This window comes from Clostridium arbusti SL206 (assembly GCF_000246895.1).
In the GTDB taxonomy this organism is placed as follows: Bacteria; Bacillota; Clostridia; order Clostridiales; family Clostridiaceae; genus Clostridium_I; species Clostridium_I arbusti.
Genome location: NZ_BAEV01000004.1, coordinates 34109 through 54396 on the forward strand (window position 1 = coordinate 34109; position 20288 = coordinate 54396).

General features: G+C 28.9%; 20 protein-coding genes, 2 pseudogenes and 1 other annotated feature. Of the genes and pseudogenes, 5 read left to right on the forward strand and 17 right to left on the reverse strand.

Going from position 1 to position 20288, the window contains the following annotated elements; genetic code table 11:
• Window positions 1-12 precede the first annotated feature (12 nt).
• Window positions 13-1326, reverse strand: a complete 1314-nt coding sequence (locus RH99_RS01580) for an alpha/beta hydrolase (RefSeq protein WP_010233435.1) — start codon at window positions 1324-1326, stop codon at window positions 13-15.
• 386 nt (window positions 1327-1712) lie between these two features.
• Here RH99_RS01580 and RH99_RS01585 point away from each other — a divergent pair, with 386 nt between their 5' ends.
• A complete protein-coding gene (locus RH99_RS01585) occupies window positions 1713-2288 on the forward strand; it encodes a hypothetical protein (RefSeq protein WP_010233436.1) in 576 nt (191 codons plus the stop codon).
• Window positions 2289-2357: 69 nt separating this feature from the next.
• Here the strand turns inward: RH99_RS01585 and nhaA are convergent, their stop codons facing one another.
• The 3 genes from nhaA to RH99_RS19555 all read right to left on the reverse strand — a co-directional run bounded on the left by nhaA (window position 2358) and on the right by RH99_RS19555 (window position 5074).
• Window positions 2358-3548 carry a Na+/H+ antiporter NhaA gene (nhaA, locus tag RH99_RS01590; protein WP_010233437.1) on the reverse strand — a complete coding sequence of 397 codons (1191 nt, stop codon included), beginning with the start codon at window positions 3546-3548 and terminating at the stop codon, window positions 2358-2360.
• A gap of 124 nt (window positions 3549-3672) precedes the next feature.
• Window positions 3673-3730, reverse strand: a sequence feature (sodium ion sensor (DUF1646 type); this cis-regulatory element may regulate processes involved in with the transportation of sodium ions).
• A 740-nt stretch (window positions 3731-4470) separates the two neighbouring features.
• Window positions 4471-4782, reverse strand: a complete 312-nt coding sequence (locus RH99_RS19550) for a transposase (protein WP_010233438.1) — start codon at window positions 4780-4782, stop codon at window positions 4471-4473.
• Window positions 4783-4822: 40 nt separating this feature from the next.
• Window positions 4823-5074, reverse strand: a complete 252-nt coding sequence (locus RH99_RS19555; RefSeq protein WP_010233439.1) for a hypothetical protein — start codon at window positions 5072-5074, stop codon at window positions 4823-4825.
• Between the two features lie 509 nt (window positions 5075-5583).
• Between RH99_RS19555 and RH99_RS01605 the strand changes: the two genes are divergently transcribed.
• Complete coding sequence (locus tag RH99_RS01605; RefSeq protein WP_010233440.1) at window positions 5584-6990, forward strand: spore germination protein; 1407 nt, start codon at window positions 5584-5586, stop codon at window positions 6988-6990.
• 166 nt (window positions 6991-7156) lie between these two features.
• Here RH99_RS01605 and RH99_RS01610 read toward each other — a convergent pair whose 3' ends face one another.
• Both RH99_RS01610 and RH99_RS18840 read right to left on the reverse strand, forming a co-directional pair.
• Complete coding sequence (locus tag RH99_RS01610) at window positions 7157-8494, reverse strand: chloride channel protein (protein WP_010233441.1); 1338 nt, start codon at window positions 8492-8494, stop codon at window positions 7157-7159.
• Between the two features lie 234 nt (window positions 8495-8728).
• Window positions 8729-8872, reverse strand: a pseudogene (locus RH99_RS18840) (Mrp/NBP35 family ATP-binding protein); the annotation flags it as partial.
• 327 nt (window positions 8873-9199) lie between these two features.
• On the opposite strand from RH99_RS18840, the pseudogene RH99_RS18420 reads away from it, so the two are divergent.
• A pseudogene (locus RH99_RS18420) lies at window positions 9200-10243 on the forward strand (IS630 family transposase).
• A 182-nt stretch (window positions 10244-10425) separates the two neighbouring features.
• On the opposite strand, the gene RH99_RS01630 reads toward RH99_RS18420, so the two are convergent.
• The 10 genes from RH99_RS01630 to RH99_RS01675 all read right to left on the reverse strand — a co-directional run bounded on the left by RH99_RS01630 (window position 10426) and on the right by RH99_RS01675 (window position 15626).
• The gene (locus RH99_RS01630; protein WP_010233445.1) at window positions 10426-11394 is read right to left on the reverse strand and encodes a permease; all 969 of its coding nucleotides are present in this window, start codon (window positions 11392-11394) and stop codon (window positions 10426-10428) included.
• A 116-nt stretch (window positions 11395-11510) separates the two neighbouring features.
• Window positions 11511-11750 (reverse strand): thioredoxin family protein, encoded by a 240-nt coding sequence (locus RH99_RS01635; protein ID WP_010233446.1) that lies wholly within the window; start codon window positions 11748-11750, stop codon window positions 11511-11513.
• A gap of 18 nt (window positions 11751-11768) precedes the next feature.
• Window positions 11769-12074, reverse strand: coding sequence for an ArsR/SmtB family transcription factor (locus RH99_RS01640; RefSeq protein WP_010233447.1), 306 nt, complete (start codon window positions 12072-12074; stop codon window positions 11769-11771).
• A gap of 151 nt (window positions 12075-12225) precedes the next feature.
• Complete coding sequence (locus tag RH99_RS01645) at window positions 12226-12582, reverse strand: C-GCAxxG-C-C family (seleno)protein (RefSeq protein WP_010233448.1); 357 nt, start codon at window positions 12580-12582, stop codon at window positions 12226-12228.
• A 24-nt stretch (window positions 12583-12606) separates the two neighbouring features.
• Window positions 12607-12930, reverse strand: a complete 324-nt coding sequence (gene trxA, locus RH99_RS01650; protein WP_010233449.1) for a thioredoxin — start codon at window positions 12928-12930, stop codon at window positions 12607-12609.
• 26 nt (window positions 12931-12956) lie between these two features.
• Window positions 12957-13277 carry a rhodanese-like domain-containing protein gene (locus tag RH99_RS01655; RefSeq protein WP_010233450.1) on the reverse strand — a complete coding sequence of 107 codons (321 nt, stop codon included), beginning with the start codon at window positions 13275-13277 and terminating at the stop codon, window positions 12957-12959.
• A 203-nt stretch (window positions 13278-13480) separates the two neighbouring features.
• Window positions 13481-13765: an ArsR/SmtB family transcription factor gene (locus tag RH99_RS01660; protein WP_010233451.1), complete on the reverse strand. Its 285-nt coding sequence runs from the start codon at window positions 13763-13765 to the stop codon at window positions 13481-13483.
• A gap of 139 nt (window positions 13766-13904) precedes the next feature.
• The gene (locus RH99_RS01665; protein ID WP_010233452.1) at window positions 13905-14261 is read right to left on the reverse strand and encodes a NifB/NifX family molybdenum-iron cluster-binding protein; all 357 of its coding nucleotides are present in this window, start codon (window positions 14259-14261) and stop codon (window positions 13905-13907) included.
• Window positions 14262-14498: 237 nt separating this feature from the next.
• The gene (locus tag RH99_RS01670) at window positions 14499-14948 is read right to left on the reverse strand and encodes a DUF134 domain-containing protein (protein WP_010233453.1); all 450 of its coding nucleotides are present in this window, start codon (window positions 14946-14948) and stop codon (window positions 14499-14501) included.
• A gap of 105 nt (window positions 14949-15053) precedes the next feature.
• A complete protein-coding gene (locus tag RH99_RS01675) occupies window positions 15054-15626 on the reverse strand; it encodes a recombinase family protein (protein WP_010233454.1) in 573 nt (190 codons plus the stop codon).
• Window positions 15627-15854: 228 nt separating this feature from the next.
• Here RH99_RS01675 and RH99_RS01680 point away from each other — a divergent pair, with 228 nt between their 5' ends.
• Window positions 15855-18833 (forward strand): Tn3 family transposase, encoded by a 2979-nt coding sequence (locus RH99_RS01680; protein ID WP_010233455.1) that lies wholly within the window; start codon window positions 15855-15857, stop codon window positions 18831-18833.
• 329 nt (window positions 18834-19162) lie between these two features.
• Entirely contained in the window at window positions 19163-19321 is a 159-nt protein-coding gene (locus RH99_RS19115; protein ID WP_158511921.1) for a hypothetical protein, read from the forward strand.
• Window positions 19322-19990: 669 nt separating this feature from the next.
• On the opposite strand, the gene RH99_RS01685 is transcribed toward RH99_RS19115, so the two are convergent.
• Window positions 19991-20194: a hypothetical protein gene (locus RH99_RS01685; RefSeq protein WP_010233456.1), complete on the reverse strand. Its 204-nt coding sequence runs from the start codon at window positions 20192-20194 to the stop codon at window positions 19991-19993.
• Window positions 20195-20288: the final 94 nt, after the last annotated feature.

Below are 20288 nucleotides of genomic sequence, written 5' to 3' on the forward strand. Positions count from 1 at the left end.
CTTTGCCCCTGGTTACAGAGCTGCTGGTATTACCCCTATTGAGAGTAATTTTAATGCTGGTACAGTAACAGTGTAATCTGTAAAATCAATATGTTTTGCTCCATTTATCGATATAATAAGATAGTTTTTTTGATTTTTAGAGTATCCTGAGGCTAGATAGTTTTTACTATTTCCCTCAGTTAAAATCATAAAAGGCTGCTTAACTTTATTATTTGCAGTATCACCAAATGGAGTGCCATCCATATTAATAAATGCTTTGAATCTACTATCTGTAAGGCTTGCTTGTCCTGCTGTAGCACCACCGAATGAGTGCCCGAATAGTCCTAAATTTGACATATCCAATTTATCCTTGAATATGCTCTTAATTTCTCCACTATTAAGCTTTTCTATCTCATCAGAAACAAAACTAGTATCATCACTCCATATATGTACACTCTTTTCTGCTACTTTAGAATTTTGTATCATATATTTCTCAAATTCAGTACTTGTTTTATCTCCTTTAAATTGTTTTGCTACATTGTTAGAGTCATCATTAAATATTTTTATTTGTTTAGCACTGAAAGGTACAATTTTCCCTTGTGGAAATGTACTAGAAGAAGCTTCATAGGTATGTGATATGCTAAATACTACATATCCATGACTAGCCAATTCCTCCATTTGTACTGTGTTTTGTCCACTAAATAGTTCATATCCGTGTGAAAATACTATTACTGGATACTTTTGTTCTTTATCCGAAATCCCTGTATTAAGAAAACTGTTTGTTTTATCTAATTCAAGCTGATTCAATATATTGGGATATCCTGGAATTTTGCATATATATGCGCTAACCTTGCTGTCTGAAATGTAAGGTTGAACTTTTTTGTCTTTTACTACATTGGCCGGATACCAAACTTGTACTGCAAGTTCCCTAGGCGTATCAGCGTTTGTAAAAATACCCTTTCTTGATTTGTCAGTAAAAGCCATAATCCTTGTTCCTACGGAATATTCCCCATCTGGCTTAGGAAGATTTATAACAGGAAACAGCATTGGAAATGCAATTGATATTATTAATGACATCATAAGAAAAGTTATGCCTACAATTTTAAATACCTTTTTCACTTTATAAATTCCTGAATATATATTAATAATACCTATAACAAGTAAAACTATAGATAAACAATATGCTGGAACCATTTGCAGTCTATATCCCTCAAAAATCAAGCTTAATATGCATGCTACAATAGCTAATATAGGTAATGTAATCCTTAATTTTTTATACTTTATAAAAACAAAATTGATAATGGAAGCAACTAATGCAATAATTATCAGTACTTCAAAAATTCTCATAAAATCACTCCTTAAAATTCAAAAATTTATCAATACGTCATTTAGAAAAATCACTTACTTTTTAAACGAATTTGGTATTGATAAATATCTTTTTCCAGTATGCTGAAATGTTAATCTTGATTTTGGCAAGGCTGCTTTCCCCCTTTATGAAACTGAACTTTATAAATTTTACAATTTTTATTATCTAACAACAATTAACACATATTTTATCATTATAGCACAATACTGGATATATTTTTATTTTAATTCAGTTTTGTAATATTGCTTATAAAGGGTAATGACACATAGCCATCAAACTAAAAGGATTTTATAAAACTAGAACCCTCTATTTGTAAAAATGTTATCATTTGAAAGGTAATAAAAAACACTGATGGGGGAACCAATAAATGATAGAAGAAAAAGAATTAAGATTGGATGAAGATATAAAGCTTTTTGCAGATGAACTTAAAAGGTGTTTTTCAAAAGATGAGATTGAAGAAATAGCGAAAGAAACAGGTTTTGTGAAAAGAAAGGGTAAAATTAAAGCCAGTGAATTCGTTTGTTTATGCTGTTTTATGGATGTTGAAGTTGCAAATAATACTCTTGTTACCCTATGTACAAAGCTTAGTGCAAAAATAGGCGTAGTTATTTCCAATCAGGCATTAGACCAACGTTTAAATGAAAGATGCGTGGAGTTTTTAAAGAGGATTTTTGAGAAACTATTACGTCAAACAATAACAAATAATACTTGTGTACCAAGTATATGGAATGAACATTTCAAACGAATAAGAATACTTGATTCTACTGTTTTTCAAGTACCAGAAAGCTATAAAAATACTTATCCAGGCTCGGGTGGATGCTCTCAACCTTCAGGGGGTAGTGACAGGGTAGCTACCGTGTACTGCAAAGTAGTTACCATAATAATCCGTTTATCGTATGTGCTAAGTATAAAGGAAAAAGGCATTGCTGCCTTTTTTAGTTGATGAACAATTTTAGAAGATTATGAACTATGTTAATATAAAATTAAATTCATATATAATGACTTAATATAGTTATTTTTCAGTTTCAGGTTTTAGTTTAAAAATTATTGTACCTAATATTGCAGATAATATTGCAGAAACCATAATGCTTATTTTTGCCGAAGATAACAGAGTTTTATCTGAAAATGCTAAAGATGAAACAAACAATGACATTGTAAATCCAATACCACCAAGAACACTTGCACCATATAGGTGTTTCTTTGTTACTTGAGAGGGAAGTTTAGCAATTTTTAATTTTACTAAAATATATGAAATTCCAAATATACCTAATTGTTTTCCGATAAAAAGCCCACATATAATTCCTAAACTAACAGGTGACAATATAAGTGTTGAAAAGCTATTAATATCAATAGTTATACCTGAATTTGCTAGAGCAAATATTGGCATAATTACAAAAGCAGACCATGGTATTAAAATACGCTCAAGCCTATGTGACATTGATGTTTTGAATTCATTATTTTTTCCAACAGGTAACACCATTCCGAGTAGTACACCAGCAATTGTTGCATGTATACCTGACTTTAAGAAGAAAAACCATAGTATGATACCTCCAATAATAAAGACAGATGTAAATTTAACTTTAAATCTATTAGCTAATATAAGAGCAATAAAAGTAATCAATCCCATAATAAAAGCACCCCAGGAAATTTGACTAGTATAAAATATAGCAATTACGATAATAGCTCCCAAATCATCAACTATAGCTAAAGCTGTAAGAAAGATTACAATTCCTTTAGGAACTTTTTTAGCCACCAAAGAAAGTATTCCTAAAGCAAATGCAATATCTGTTGCCATGGGAATTCCCCATCCTGTAATAGTTGGTTTTTTATAATTAAATAATGCATATATAATTGCTGGTACAATCATACCTCCTATAGCAGCTGAGATAGGTAATATAGTTTTTTTTACAGATTTGAGTTCTCCAATTACCAACTCTCGCTTTATTTCCATACCAACTACAAGGAAAAATATAGCCATTAGTCCATCATTAACCCAGTGAAGAACTGACATGGACAGAGAAACTTGTTTATATCCAATAGTTATATAGGTGTGAAGTATATGGTCATAGGTTGTAGCAAAACTAGAATTTGACATTATTATTGCAATAATGGCACAAATTAGAAGTATTATACCACTAGCAGACTCACTCTTAAAAAAGTATAAAAATGGGATAAAAACTTTGTTGCGAATTTTATTTTTCATATTTACTCTCCTTTTCATTATTAACTATGCCCTAAAAATTTAGTTTAAACAAAAAATCATCTGTTAATTACCTTTAGATGTAAAAATATTTAACAAAAATAAAAAGGTGGAAATACTCTAATTGAGCTTCCCACCCCAGAAACTAAAATTGCTTGAAAACAAATTATAAAATTTGTCCAACCGTACATAGTTATATTTATTTTTATGATATTAATTATATTATATGTTAATACCATAATCAACTCTTCAACTGTCGTCTTATTTTACCAAGACGAATTAATTTATTAAGTATATTATACCATTATGAAATCAATTATTTATATTTCTTAGAGTAGATAAAAATTAAACTTCTCATCCATTTTTTGTCTTAACGTGGTTTTTGTCGAAAATACTGGCGAGACCCCATGGCCATCAAGCTAAGAAAGAAGAATAGCCTATTAATTCAATTATTAGAAGAGATCAAGGTAAAACAAATTTATGCTATTACAAGTTTTGGAATAAGTGCTATTTTAACATAAATTTTTGCATACCAAAATAGCTCCTGTATTCATTAATTTTTTTGAAGACACGAACTTTTAATTATAGTATAATAGAATTGTTTTATGCCACGGTTTCACACCTTGTTTCTTGATGGTTGTAGGAGACTCCAAGAATGTCAAAAAAGGTTTTTTTGTCCTTACGGTGAGATTTCCGCCCGCTTTTACATATGCAGTTATATATTCTTATTAAAACTTTAAGATTATTTGAAGGTGTAATAAAGCTAAAATATATCTCTTCAACATATTCATTTACTATTTCGGCTGTTTTAATTTCACTTGTTTCAAATTTCTTCTTTTTTAACAGCTCAGACCTCATTTTAAACATCACTATGGAGCTTAGAACTAGTAAAATAAGTTTACCGTATAATTGACACTTGAAGCGTTCAATTTTTACTGGTTTTACACTGGATATGTGAAATATTAACAGCCTTAAATGTGTCTTTTATTTTACTTCCAAAGGTATTGTCATTTCCACTGCCAGGACCTACGTCTATGTGCATAAAGTTTCCTGATTTTAATTCATATTCAAGCTGTATCTTTAAGCCGGAAGGCTGTGAACTCCCTCCTGAACCTGGATATACACTCTTATATATTTCCGGAACTTGAAATGCTGTAGAATCAACTATTCTTATTCTGTTAAAATGTGAATCCCATATGGTAGGTATATTTGAATTCGTAAGTGTTACACTGTTCAAAAGTCTTGTAAATATTTCTTTTAAGAACTCTATTGCTTTTTCATTTAAACGCTGATCTATTGCTTGGCTGCTTACTGCTGTTTTTTGTCTTTGAACTTAGATTAGCGCTCATTGTTACAAGTGTATCTTTTGATACATCCAGCTGTGAGAATGCGCATAAATAAAGAAATTGCCATGCTTTTAGTTTACCTTCTCTTTGCACAAATCCAACCTTTCTAGCTATCTTTTCAATTTCTTCCTTTGAAAAGTATTCTAGTAATTGTTTTGATAAATGCTTAATTCCATTTTCCATCATTAATTTTTCTTTTGTTATTTTTTAACCCCCCTTATAAAAACTAGATTTTTATTATTGTACTATTTTTTATTAATGGGGGCTATTCTTTTATATATTTTTTTCTTAGCTTGATGGCCATGGGGCGATACCCATAATACACTTAAATCAAACCCCAATAAATAAAGGATGTCCTAATATGTATATTCTCCGTTAATTGACTCCATTAATATATAATTATGTACAATAACACAAACCCAGTACAAGTATAAAAATAAATGTCACTCTAATCTTTAAAATTTATTAGAGTAACATTTATTGTGTATTTCGCTATATTTTATCCACTATTTATTTTTCAGTACATGGCATAAATGCTACTATTACTTCTCAATTTATCTATAACATTATCTTTTTTGCATAAAATATTTAGAAAAATAGATACTAGTATTAAAGCTTTGCTTTTTTGTTGCACTATTGTATATTTTCTGAAAATTACTAAATACTCAGATGAAAACAATGTAGGTGATACTATGAATGAAGATTATATCACATTTGTAAAAGAAAAATTTAAAGATAATGTAGATGTAAAGTTTAGAGAAATTAATTGTAGAAAAGGTTGTATATCTATAATATTTATTGATAATCTATCAGATGCAAAATTTATAAGTTACTATATAATTGAAGCTATTATAAATGAAAAAGACAATATTGAAACTTCGGAAGATATGAAAAAGAAGATTTTATTTGCTAATTCGCTAGGGGATATAGATACAAGTCATGATGTACTTCTACATATACTTTCAGGAGATGTAGTTATAATTTCAAATTTTTATGAAGGATTAATTTTTTGTGAAGCAAAAAGTTGGAATAGAAGATCAGTAGATATACCGATTACAGAAAGTGTTATAAAGGGTCCAAGAGAAGGTTTTACAGAAGCTTTTGTAGATAATATTTCACTTATAAGAAGAAAAGCTAAAAATTCAGATTTGAAATTTGAAAGTATGTATATAGGGAAAAAATCTGATACAGTAGTAGTGCTCTCATATATTAAAGGTGTAGCAAGTGATAAATTAGTATGTGAAATAAGAAAAGAATTAAAGAATATGGATGTGGATTTTTTATTAGATACAAACTATATAGAAGAAAGGCTAAAGGAAAAGAGGACTTTTTATGATACTATAGGTTACACTGAAAAGCCAGATATAGTAACTTCTATGTTATTTGAAGGAAGAGTAGCTATTATAGTAGATGGAACTCCTTTTGTTATTACTGCACCACATTTCTTTTATGAAAATTTTCAAATGCCAGATGATTACTATTTAAATAAATATATGTCTAATTCTTTAAGAATTCTAAGATGCCTAGCATTTGGAATCGCAGTACTTTTACCAGGGTTATATATTGCATTAACTACTCATCACTACTCACTTATACCATCTCTATTTGTTTTTAGACTTGCTATATCCAGAGCTGGTGTGCCATTTCCTATGATAGTAGAAGTAATTATGATGATATTCTTTTTCCAAATATTAAGGGAAGCAGGCATAAGATTGCCTCAGCCTGTGGGCCCTGCGATGAGTATTGTTGGTGCTTTAATTCTAGGAAACGCTGCTGTAAGTGCTGGCTTTGCATCTGAAACTACAATAATTATTGTAGCGTTATCATCAATATCTTCAATTTTAACGCCTAAAATATATAAATCAACAATATTTTGGTCTATATTATTAATAATATTTTCTGGGGTAGTTGGATTACCAGGTTATTTTGTAGGAATTATACTAATGATATCTGAATTAGCTTCATTAAAGAGTTGTGGATTTAAGTATATATTTCCAATGGGTACCATTAAGAAATTTGATTTTAAAGACTTAATTTTAAGGGATAATTTAGATTCCATATCACAAGATTTTACAAATAAAGATGATAATAACGTATGAAAAATATATTAATATGTTTATTCTTAATGTCATTCACGTTTTTAAGTTAAGGTTATAATTATATATATTTTTTTATGCAAAGTAAGTACGATAAAGATTCGTATAAAAAGCAGCCATAAGGCAGTATTAGTCCGTATACTGCCTTGTGGCTATTATAGTGTAAAATTTATTTTTTTCTTGTAAAAAATCTTTTTATCATATGTTCTTTTTGTGATATTTTTTGTTCTTTCATATCATTTACTTCAATGTTTACATCAATTGAAAGTGAAGGAGTTTTAGAATATACAACAACTTGAGTTGGATAAATACTTTCATGTCCAACTATTATATAACTTATTCCAATTGCTATGGCTGCATATATTCCAACCTGGTTTCCGAAAAGTTCCATGGCAATTATAATTGAAGAAATAGGGACATTTGAGCATGCTGCTAAAAATGATACCATGCCTATTGCAGAATAAAAGGCCATATTTGAACCTGTGATTTGAGCCCAAGCATTTCCAAAAGATGATCCGATGAAAAGCATAGGTGTTAGTATTCCGCCACTTCCACCAGAACCTAGTGTCAAAGCAGTTACTAAGGATTTATTTATAAATAAAAATTTACTAAATCCTTCACCTGAAATTATTCTATTTATAGTTCCATCTCCTATTCCAAGTGATTGAAAAGAATTAAACATATAAATTATTATTATTATTAAAATACCTCCTATAACTCCTCTTAATGGAGGATATATTTTAATTTTTGCAAAGCCTTTTTCAACATATTTAACTAATTTTATAAATAATATAGCTAAAAATCCAATAGCAATACCAAAAACAAATACTTCTAAAAATGCAGTTATCTGATTATTAGGTATATATTTTATAGTAAAAATCAATGGTTTATTTCCCATATATAATCCAATATAATAACTTACAAAAGAAGATATAAGAGAAGGAAGAAGAGCTATGTAAGAAAGTTTCCCTATGTATAAAACTTCACAAGCAAATATTGCAGCACCAACCGGAGCATTAAACACGGAAACAAATCCAGCACTTATCCCGCATACTACAAGCCGTTGCTTGTCCATTGCATTCATTTTTGTTATATTACCTATAAAAGATGAAATTGCACCACCTATTTGAGTTGCTGGTCCTTCAAGGCCAACTGAGCCACCGAAAATTATGGTTATAAATGTAGTTAAGAGTTTTACAGGCACTACAGCTAGTTTCATATTACCATTATTTTTATTTACGCTTTCGATAGCCTTTTCTGTGCCATGTCCTTTTGCATCAGGAGCAAACTTATATATTATAAAACTGCTAAAAAAAAGTGCTACTGGAAGAAATAAATAATAAAATTTAAACTTTGATGTAAAATCAACACCAATTACTATAATTTTTATAAATAATGTTGTAAAAGATCCTACTAATAATCCTATTAATATAGATAAAAAAGTCCATTTTAGTGCACTTGCAATGAAAATTGATTCATCCATTGAAAGTTTTTTTAAAGATCTCATAAAAAACCACCTCTTAATTTATCTTATGTAGTCTTGTTCATAATTTCAATAATATAATTGATCTGTTTATTTATCAAAGTTTATGATTAAGTATATTATACCATTATATACTTAGTTATTTATATCCATTAAAGTTGGTAGAAAGTTGAATTTATTATTCATTAATTAAAAGGAAATCATGCCTTTCTTTATTTTTACTTTGCCCCTGGTTACACGGATGCTCCTTCTACTCCAAATAGTAGATTTGCCTACGCCTACTTTGCCACTCATTATACCTATTACTTTTTTTACATTATTCAAAGTATTGTTTTCAATCATACCGCTTTCCTTATCCTTATCACATCCATCATTTGATGGATGTGAATTACAGTCTGACATAAAATCATCTTCTGTATTTATATTAGCATTTGCCATTTTCATATTACTCTTTCCTATGATTATTGTCAAATCCCAATTATAAATATTGACTTTGATTTTTAAACTCGAGGTACTGGCAGCAAAACGCGGAAATTATACGCTAAGGATTTAAAAAATTATGAAGTTCTTAATTTTTATACTTTAAATAGTTTTGCCATGCGCAGAAAAGGCAATTGGGGTAGTATATAAGTTGTAATAATAAAAATTCACATGTAAAAAATACCATTAATATAAATCACTATAAAAATGCAAAATAATAAAAAAAGAATTTATAGTGAGGATTTTTATATGAAAACTTTAGTTATAAAAAATACAATTCAATACGAAGAAAAAGTTAATGAGTTGAAGAAAGCTTTAAAAGCAACAAAAAATATAAGAATGTATAAAAGATATTCAGTATTATTAAGACATTATGAAGGCTTTACTAATAAAAGAATAGCTGAAATGGAAGACCTAGAGCTTCATGCCGTAGGCAGATATATAAAAGCTTATGAATCAAAAGGTTTAATTGGCTTAGAAATGAAACATAGTACAGGAGCTAAAAGAAATTTAAATAAAGAACAATAAAGTAAAATAGTTGAACTTATCACAGATAATACTCCGGAGGATGTTGGGTTTGAATCTAGAAAAAATTGGACAATTGAAATTATTAGACAATGGGTTATTAGAGAATTTGATGTAACTATGTGCCATAGGGGCATGGCTGAAGTTCTTTATAGATTAAACTTAAGTTATACTAGACCAACTTATATTTTGAAAAAAGCTGATAAACAAAAACAAGAAGCTTTTAAAACGTTAAAAAAACTACTTAATGGGAGTGTAGATCATATTTTATTTGAAGATGAATCTATGATTAGAGATTATCAAGCTATTCAAAAGGCTTGGTTTATAAAGGGTAAGCAGCGAAAAATCCCTACCTACGGTAAAAATGCTGGTGTAAAATTAATGGGGATACTAAATTATGAAACAGGATTTGTTTATTGTGAAGAACACGATAAATATGATGCAAAGATATTCTTAAACTTTTTAAAAACTACATTGAAGCGATATCCAAAAGGTAAAATAGTTATGATTTTAGACAATGCTAGAATTCATCATGCTAAGTTAGTACAACCCTTTCTTGATGAAGTTAAGAAACGATTAGAATTAATGTTTCTACCTCCTTATAGCCCAGAATTAAATTTGATAGAGGGGTTATGGGGTTGGCTAAAGTCGTATTCTATTAATAATGTATTTTTTCCTACTTTATCAAGAGTAAGAATTGCTGTACAAAATTTTATTACACATATAAATAAAGTTCCTACTCAAACTATAGACAGGCTGATGCGTTAGATTGTAGAAACTTTATTACAACATATATATCATATATAAAAAATAAATGCACATTTCTAAACCTAATGAATTAGAAGTGTGCATTTATTAAAATTTATTTTAAGCTTATTTAATTACAGCAAAACAAGTACAATCGCTTTTAGTTCTCTATTATCTTATATAACATAATTTTCATCTGTATATTAGGCCATTATAAAATTAAATAGATATCCAGTGAATACTATTCCGAGTCCTACTACTCCAAAGAATAATGCTAATAGTTTAGGTTTTAAAACTCTTCTTAAAAGAATTGCTTCTGGTAAGCTAAGACCTGTCACTGCCATCATAAATGCTAGAGAAGTTCCCATTGAAACACCAGCTCTTGTAAGCTCACTAACCAATGGTATTACGCCAGCTGCATTAGAGTATAATGGAATTCCTATTAGTACAGCTACAAATACTGCAAATGGATTATTCTTTCCTGCATATTTTGCTAAGGCACCTGCTGGAATCCACCCATGTATGAAACCACCTATAGCAACACCTATTATTACATATATCCATATTTTCTTTATTAAATCTTTTGTAAATACCCATGAATCTATTAATCGCTCTTTAATAGTAGGATCAGGTATTTCTAAATCAGAACTCATTTGTGTTTCATAAACATATCCTTCTACGTGTTTTTCCATTTTTAATTTACCAATTATGATACCACTTACAAGAGCTATTATTTCTCCAGATAAAACATAAATTAGAGCTATCTTTAGTCCAAATAAACCATAAAGAAGTCCTAAAGCAACTTCATTCACCATTGGTGCAGCTATTAAAAAAGAAAATGTAACGCCAAGTGGTACTCCTGCTTCAACAAATCCAATAAACAGTGGAACTGCAGAGCATGAACAAAATGGAGTAACAATTCCAAGTAATGCAGCAAGAATATGACCTATAAATGTGCTGCCTTTACTCTTTGCAAGGATTTTTCTTGTTTTTTCTGGTGGAAAAAAGCTCCTTATAAAAGTGATTACATAAATTATTATTAGTAATAAGATAAATATCTTTATAGTGTCAAATACAAAGAAATCAAGAGCACTTCCAAGTTTACTTTCTTTAGAAATTCCAAAAACATTATAAATAAGAAAGTCCGCAAAAATTTGTATAGGTGTAAACATATTAACCCTCCATTCAATCTATAACTTTATAATTAAATACTTATATACCATCTTAAAATAATGGACTTTATTCCTAATTAATATAGGATTAAGTCCTCTTTTAGGATAAGTCTCTCTTATTTTTCATCATCAATATATTTCTTAATTTCATCAACACTCGCAACTTTACCAAACATCTTAACTTTTTCATTAATAACTATAGCAGGTGTTCTCATAACTCCATATTTCATAATATCTTTAATATCTTCTACCTTTGTGATTTTAGCTTCTACATTGAGCTCTTTAATAGCTTCCTTTGCATTTGCTTCAAGCTTTTTACAATTTGAACATCCTGTTCCTAAAATTTTTATTTCCATAATATTATCCTCCTAAATTTATAATATTTTATATTTAGAGTTATCAGTGTAACTCATAACAAATTTATCTACACTATCAATAATATTTTTAATTTTATCATTGCTAATTCTATAATGCATATTCATACCGACTTTTTCAGATGATAAAATTCCAGCTGCCTTAAGTATCTTTAAATGTTGAGATAAATTAGCTTGACTAAATTCTATATCTTCATTTAATTTGCATACACACTTAGGTCCATCATATAAGAACTTAACTATTTTATACCTTATAGGGTGTCCTAAAGCTTTAAAAATTTTAACGCTTAATTCTTGTTCATCCATAGTTATCCTCCTGATATTCAACCATATAAGCAAATAATTATATAGTTAAATATACTACTACTTCTTATACAATGTCAATATCAAATAAATAGCCCATAATATTTTTTATATGGACTATTTATTTGATAAAAGTATCTGCTCTTTTGTTCCATTAAATAGATTCTTTTAAAATATCATAGCTGTATTCTATTATTTCATCACATGATACACCTTTTTTCTTTAATTCTATACATTCAAAAGTTCCATACTTTTCTTTTACTTTATTTATTAATTCTTTAGTTAACTTTCTCGTTTCATTTGCTTCTTTACCTGTCTCTCTTCCTTTTACTGCTCCTATAGCCATTAGAGTTCCTGTAATAGCTCCACAAGTAGCCCCAACTGTCATACCTCCGCCAAAAGGACTTGCTATTGAAACTGGAATATTTAATCCTTTTTCTTCATTTATAGCTTTTACAATAGATTCTGCACAATTGTATCCTTCTTTATGGAATTCTGTTACTTTTTTCATTTTATTACACCTCCAACCTTATAATTATATAATTGAATGTTGCTCTAACTTACTTTTTAAAACTTCCTTTGGTTGAAAACCTACCATTTTATCAACAGCTGTACCGTTCTTGAAAATAATAACTGTTGGCACACCCATGATGCCATATTTTTGAGCTATATTGCCACTTTTATCTACATCAACCTTAAATACTTTAGCTTTTCCTGCCATTTCTTTACTCAATTCTTCCACTATTGGTGTAAGCATCTTGCAAGGTCCACACCATTCTGCAAAGAAGTCTATTAATACAACATCATTACTATTTAAAACTTCGTCTTTAAATTCTCTACTATTTATTACTTTTGCCATGATATTACCTTCTTTCATCTTATTTTTTATCTTTCTAATGGGAGAATGTACGACCGTGTTCCACCAGAAATATTCACAACATTGTATCCTTGATTAGATAACTCTTTACAAGTTCTTGCACTTCTTGAACCTGATTGACACACTATGTGATATTCCTTTGATTTATTAATATACTTTTCTGGATTAGTTAAAATCGCACCCATTGGTACATTTTTAGCTGTTGGTATATGACCGCCTTTATATTCATAATTTTCTCTAACATCTATTAAATTAATCTTTCCTAGTTTACCATCTAAATCATGAGCACTTATTGAATTAAAATTACTTTTCCCAAAAATTGAAAACATATTAATTACCTCCAAGATATAATATTAGTATATTAGAAACTTCTTATATACTAATATTATATCCTGAATTAGTTTTTGTCAATACTGTTTTAATTTTTGTTTTAAAATATGTATTTAGTTTAATCTAAAATTTATATAAATCCATGTAACAAAAAAGACATGCAATTAGTTTTATCCAATTTGCATGTCTTATATAACTTCTTTTAATGATCACAATAATTTTCTTTTAATACCTTAATTACATTTCTTATCCTATCATCTTGTATTGAATAGGTGATTGAAAGTCCACATTTATTTGAACTCAATATTCTGTGAGCTTTTAACATTGCTAAATGCTGTGACAGTGCTGATTGTGTTAAATTATTAATTTTTTGATGAAGCTCAGTTACTGTCATCGGCGATTCAATAAGATTGCACACGATCATTAACCTATTTTCATTCGCTAACACTTTCAATAATTCTGCTATATCTTTAACATTATCTATCATTAAAATTCCTCCTAAAGGTAATACTAATATTTTAATATAAGTATATTAGAAATTTATTATATAATAATGTTAATTCATACTTTATATGATTGTCAATTTATATTTTATACTTCTAGTGTTAACGTATCAATTACTACAATTAATGATTATTATGTTCTCCATGATGATTACAAACTTCATTTTTATCTTCTAAGTTTCCATTAATGTATTCTTCAATAGCCTTTGTATATTCTCCTGATGCTCCTTTTATTATCTTAAGACCATTTTGCTGTAAACCTGAAAGTGCACCTCCGCCTATACCTCCAGTTATAACTACATTTGTTCCATGTTTTACAAGTAAATCTGCTAGTCCCTGATGCTGATGTGCAAGCTCTTCAGCAGATATTTTCTCAATTTGTATAATTTTTTTGTCTTCTACTGTTGCAATAATAAAACTTTTACTCATTCCAAAATGTTGATTCACCATATTTCCATTATTAGGCACTGCTATTTTCATATTATTAAACCTCCTTGATTTCACTTAATACAGAATAAACATTTAGTTTATTACTGGCATATGCTATTCATATTATATAACGAATGCTTTTTTATTGTCAAATGCTAATAACGAAATATTTATTATATAAATTGCTTAACAAAATGAAAAAGTCAAGTTTATAATTATAATTGCATTTTTTACACTAGAATTGAATACTACTTTAAAGGAGGCTGTTAAAATATTATCTACAAGGCTTTAGTCACTTTTAACTGATTTATTACACACCTTATTGCAAAAACTACTTTTTTTACTGCATATCACTCTTTTAGAGCCACATATAGGACAAGTATTTCTATCTTCTTCATATTTTATCTCATATATATTATTACAAACTAGACATTTAAATTGGCAAATATTCATTGTGTAGTTTCCACCACTTATATTTATGGCCTTTCCTTCTATGATAGCAGTTGCTATCTTCTTTCTTGCATTATCAATTATATTTTGAAAAGTTTGCCTTGAAATATGCATTTTTTTTGCACATTCTTCTTGATTTAAGTCTTCAATATCTTTAAGTCGTATTGCTTCAAGCTCTTCAACTTTTATTGTTATATCTTCAATTTCACATTTTTTTCTACCCATTGGTACAAAGTATGTATATTGGGGTAAATTCTCTATTTTCCTATATTTAACTGGTCTTGGCATAATTCATCCTCCCGTATACCTAATAATTACAAAGCATAGCTCTCTAAGGCTAATTTTTTAATAATCATTGATTATTTACTAAATATAAACATATTTTAATATTTCTTATGAAGCATTGATTTTACTAACCTGTTCTACTACCTTATATAAAGTTGGTTTGGTTATATCAAACATATTACATATATCCTTAACGGTAGTTTTCTTCTGCTGATATAATTCATATATGGCTTTCTTTTTATTATCATCAAGTTTAGGTTTTCTGCCACCTTTTCTTCCTCGAGCTCTTGCTGCTTCCAATCCTTCCTTTGTCCTTTGGCTTATTAAATCTCTTTCAAACTGGCTTATTCCAGCCATAAAGGTAAACATTAATTTTCCCTGGGGCGTTGTAGTATCCAGCCAGCTTTCTTTTAAACTTTTAATATTGGCACCTTTCTTTTCAATCTTATCTACTAAGCTGAATAAATCCTTTGTACTTCTACTTAGTCTCGTAAGATCTGCCACTAATATAATATCATCCTTCCTTATTTTGTCTAGAAGTCTATTTAATTTTGGTCTATCAGCTTTTGTTCCAGTTATTTTTTCTTGTATTATCTCTTCTGCACCTGCTGCCTTTAAAGAATCTAATTGTCTATCTAAATTCTGCTCTTGAGTACTTACCCGTGCATATCCAAATATCATATTCAAACATCCTTTCAAATAATCGATACTATTATCGTAAATTAAAGGTTGATTTTAGTCAATATATTTACTTTGATATATTGACCGATTTTATTTACTATAAAAATGGCTTGTTTTCGTAACTTTAGAAAAGAGTAAATACAGTAAATTAAACGGTCATTTATTTTACTTGTTTTATATGATATTATTGTTATCAAATATTGAATTATATGGGTGGGGTGATATTTAATGAAGAGACATTGGGAGCTTGATGAGCTTATAGATTACTTTACTATAATGCCAAATGAATTAGAACAATTAGGGAAAAAAACCGGTGTAACAAGATTAGGCTTTGCTGTTATGTTTAAATTTTTTCAATATGAAGCAAGATTCCCAAATTATAAGAATGAAATTCCAAAGGAAGTTGTACTTTACATATCGAAACAATTAAATTTAGATTCAGATTTGTTTGATAACTATAATTGGAATGGGAGAATTATTAAATATCATAGAGCACAAATTAGAGATTTCTTTGGATTCCGTGAAGCAGTTGTTGAAGATATAAATACTGTAACACAATGGCTTTCTAAACATGTATTTTATCATAATGCAGATATAAATAATCTAAAAGATGTTGCATATAATAGGTTCAAAGAATTACAAATTGAGCCTCCAACACCTGATCGTATAGAACGTATAACTAAATCAGCTATATTTACTTATGAAAACAAATTCTTTGAAGAAACTTTTGATAAATTATCAAAGGAAGCTTTAAAGAAAATGGATACTTTAATTAATGATTTAACTATTTATGAGGAAAATGAAGTAGATTACAGTAGTTCAGACAATATTTCTCTTAGTGATTTAAGAGCAGATCCAGGCCGTATTGGATTAGAAAGTGTATTTAAAGAAGTAACTAAACTTAAAACAATTCAACAAATTAATCTTCCTGAAGATCTTTTTAATAATATCCCTCAAAAAATACTCAATAAATATAAATTAAGAGCTGTTTCAGAAGATTTACGAGAACTTCGCAGACATCCAAAACCACTTCGATATACTCTATTATCATCCTTCTTTTGGCTTAGAAGCAGAGAAATTACAGATAATCTTATTGAACTTCTAATACAAATTATTCATAGGATAGGTGTCAGAGCCGAAAGAAAAGTCGATAAAGAAATTTTAAATGATTTTAGACGTGTCAATGGAAAAACAAATATTTTATTTCAAATGGCAGATGCCGCTGTAAACAATCCAGACGGTATAATAAAGAAAGTATTATTTCCAATTGTAAGTGAGAGTACATTAAATGATTTAGTAAAAGAGCTTAAGAATACTGGTTCTGCATATAGGCAGAAAGTATATACGGTTATGAGGTCATCTTATAGTAATCATTATAGAAGAATGGTTCCAGAAATACTTGATACTCTACAGTTTTGTTCAAATAATCAAATACATCAACCTATTATAAAAGCTTTGGTTATTATTAAAAAATATTATAATATAGGTACTCATTATTTTACTGACAATGAATTTATACCAATTGACGGTGTTATTCGTACATCTATGAAAGATGCGGTTATAGAAACTGATGATAATGGCCATGAACGCATAAATAGAATAAATTATGAAATTGTTATCTTACAGGCCTTAAGAGATAAATTGCGTTGTAAAGAAATATGGGTAGTTGGTGCAAATAGATATAGAAATCCTGATGAAGACTTACCTACTGACTTTGAAGAACGTAGAGAAGAAAATTATAAAGCTTTAAAACAACCTTTAGATTCAGAAGAATTTATAAATAGTATTAAACAATCTATGTATAATGCATTAAACAAACTAGATACTGGTATTCCTAAAAATCCAAAAGTACGTATATCTAATAAAAATAACAAAGGTTGGATTACTCTATCTCCCAGTGAACCTCAAGATGAACCTCTAAATTTGTCAAAAATAAAAGCTGAAATCATGAGACACTGGCCCATGACTAATTTACTTGATGTTCTTAAAGAAGCAGATCTAAGAATAAACTTTACTGATAATTTTAAAACTGTAGCTTCACGTGAAATGTTAGATAGAGAGCTAATTCAAAAACGTCTTATCCTAGCTTTATATGGATTAGGTACAAATACAGGTTTAAAACGTATTTCAGCAGGAAATCATGGAGAAACATATAAAGACTTACTTTATATAAAAAGAAAATTTATAAATAAAGATAACCTACATAATGCAATATCAGCAGTAGTTAATGCAATACTTAAAAGTCGAGTAGAAGATATCTGGGGTGAAGGTACAACAACCTGTGCTTCAGATAGTAAAAAATTTGGAGCATGGGATCAGAATTTAATGACAGAATGGCATATTAGATACCGTGGACGTGGTGTAATGATATATTGGCATGTTGAAAAAAATTCTACATGTATATATTCACAATTAAAACAATGCTCATCTTCTGAAGTATCTGCAATGATAGAAGGATTATTAAAGCACTGTACAGATATGGAGATAGGAAAGAATTTTGTAGATTCTCATGGTCAAAGTGAAGTTGCTTTTGCTTTTTGTCATCTGTTAGGATTTAATCTAATGCCTAGAATTAAAGCTATACATTCACAAAGATTATATAGACCGGAGACTGGAATGAGTGAAGTATATCCTAACTTACAGCCAGTGCTAACAAGACCTATAAATTGGGAACTTATAAGACAGCAGTACGATGAAATGATAAAATATGCAACTGGGTTAAGGCTTGGAACTGCTGAGACAGAAGCTATATTAAAAAGATTTACTAGAAATAATTTAAAGCATCCTACATACCTTGCTCTTGCTGAATTAGGAAAAGCTATAAAGACTATATTTCTTTGTGAGTACTTAAATTCGGAGAATTTGAGAATAGAAATACATGAGGGCCTTAATGTGGTTGAAAACTGGAACTCAGCTAATTCATTTATTTTCTATGGTAAAAGTGGTGAAATATCAACAAACAGAATTGAAGATCAAGAACTTTCAGTATTAAGCCTTCATCTCTTACAAAATTGCTTAGTATATGTAAATACACTAATGATACAGCAAGTATTATCCGAAAAGAAATGGTTCGATATAATGGCTACAGAAGATTTTAGAGCTTTAACTCCATTAATTTATAATCATGTAAATCCATATGGAAATTTTGATTTAGATATGAATGTAAGAATTCCAATAAATACCTATAAAATCTCAGTACAATCATAATAGAATTATAATATAGAAATCTACTTTATATCTATATTTAATTAGAGTAGATTTCTACTTTGCCCCTGGTGACACGTTCGCTGGTATTACCCCAAGTACTGTAGTTAATCATTACTTAAAATAATAATAAATTGGTGCTCATATACACAACTTTTTTCAATTCAATTGTTGTAGTATAATTGATTTATAAATTAAATGATTTTAACTAAAGAAAACAGCATGAAATCTATAAATGAGGATGATGGTTTATTACAAGTAAATACGAAATACTTAGTAAAAAAGTTCTTAAAAGAAGATAGTTAAGTACAGAAATAGGAGTTGATAGTAGTATGATAAAAGAAAAAAGTTTTATTTTTTCAAAAGAATTTGATGAGGCAATGAAAAATGTAAAAAAAGTACCTTATTTAGAAATTGAAAAACAGCTAAAAGAATTTTCTAAAAAAACATCTGAAATTATTAATGAAAAAAATATATCAAAGGAAGATTAATAATTAATTTTCCTTTGATATATTTTTTTATATGGTGTAATGGAAGACTGTGCAATCAGAGACTGAATAAAGAAAAAGTCTACATAAGATAAGATTACATAATTTAAATTATGTAATCTTATCTTATGTAGACTAAACTTAACCTATTATATTTAAAAACCCACTGATAGACCCACTAAAAAATAGTCTACTATCAATACATTTTAGTATCTAGTGACCCAAAAGTGGGTTTTCCAATTTCTTAAAGCCCATTATTGTGACCATTGTGGGGTACGGCAACGATTCGTGCAAAAAACAGCCATAAGACAGTATTTACCATTTCAAATAAGTAAAGTAGTCCCTTTCAGGCGTTAGCAACACAAAAGTCTTACCTTTTGTGTTGGCATTATTTAATGTCACAAAACTATGAATTTTATATTTTGTGGCATCACAAAAGTAGTATATGGACTTATGTGATAGTATTTAGAGTTAAATATTGTCATGTGACTGTTTTTTACATTAATCGTTGCCTTACCCCTATAGCACGGGCAACCTATTGATTTTATTAAGTTCTAGTATTTTACGATTCATATAGGGTGTCGCCAACATTTCCGACAAAACCCACTCTAAGACAAAAATCAGTATTAAGAAATAAAAAAGGCATTTGAGCCTTTTTATAAAATAACTTTATTAATACTCTACTATATATGTCATTCCCTTATCGTCCTCACCATCTCTAAATGGTCTTGGTTCTCCTACAACTTGAATTTTACAACTACATTCAGGGCATCCAATGTATTCATATTCATTGTTTTTTCCACATATGTACTTTTTAGTAGCCTTTCCATCTACAAAAGTATGTCCATTTTCACAAGTGTATTTTTTACTATCCATAACTTACCCTCCAATCAATTAATTTATATTTTGGCTATGTAGGGGTATCTGTAGCAATGGATTGGCAGTTTTGCAAATAATGTAATTTCTATTG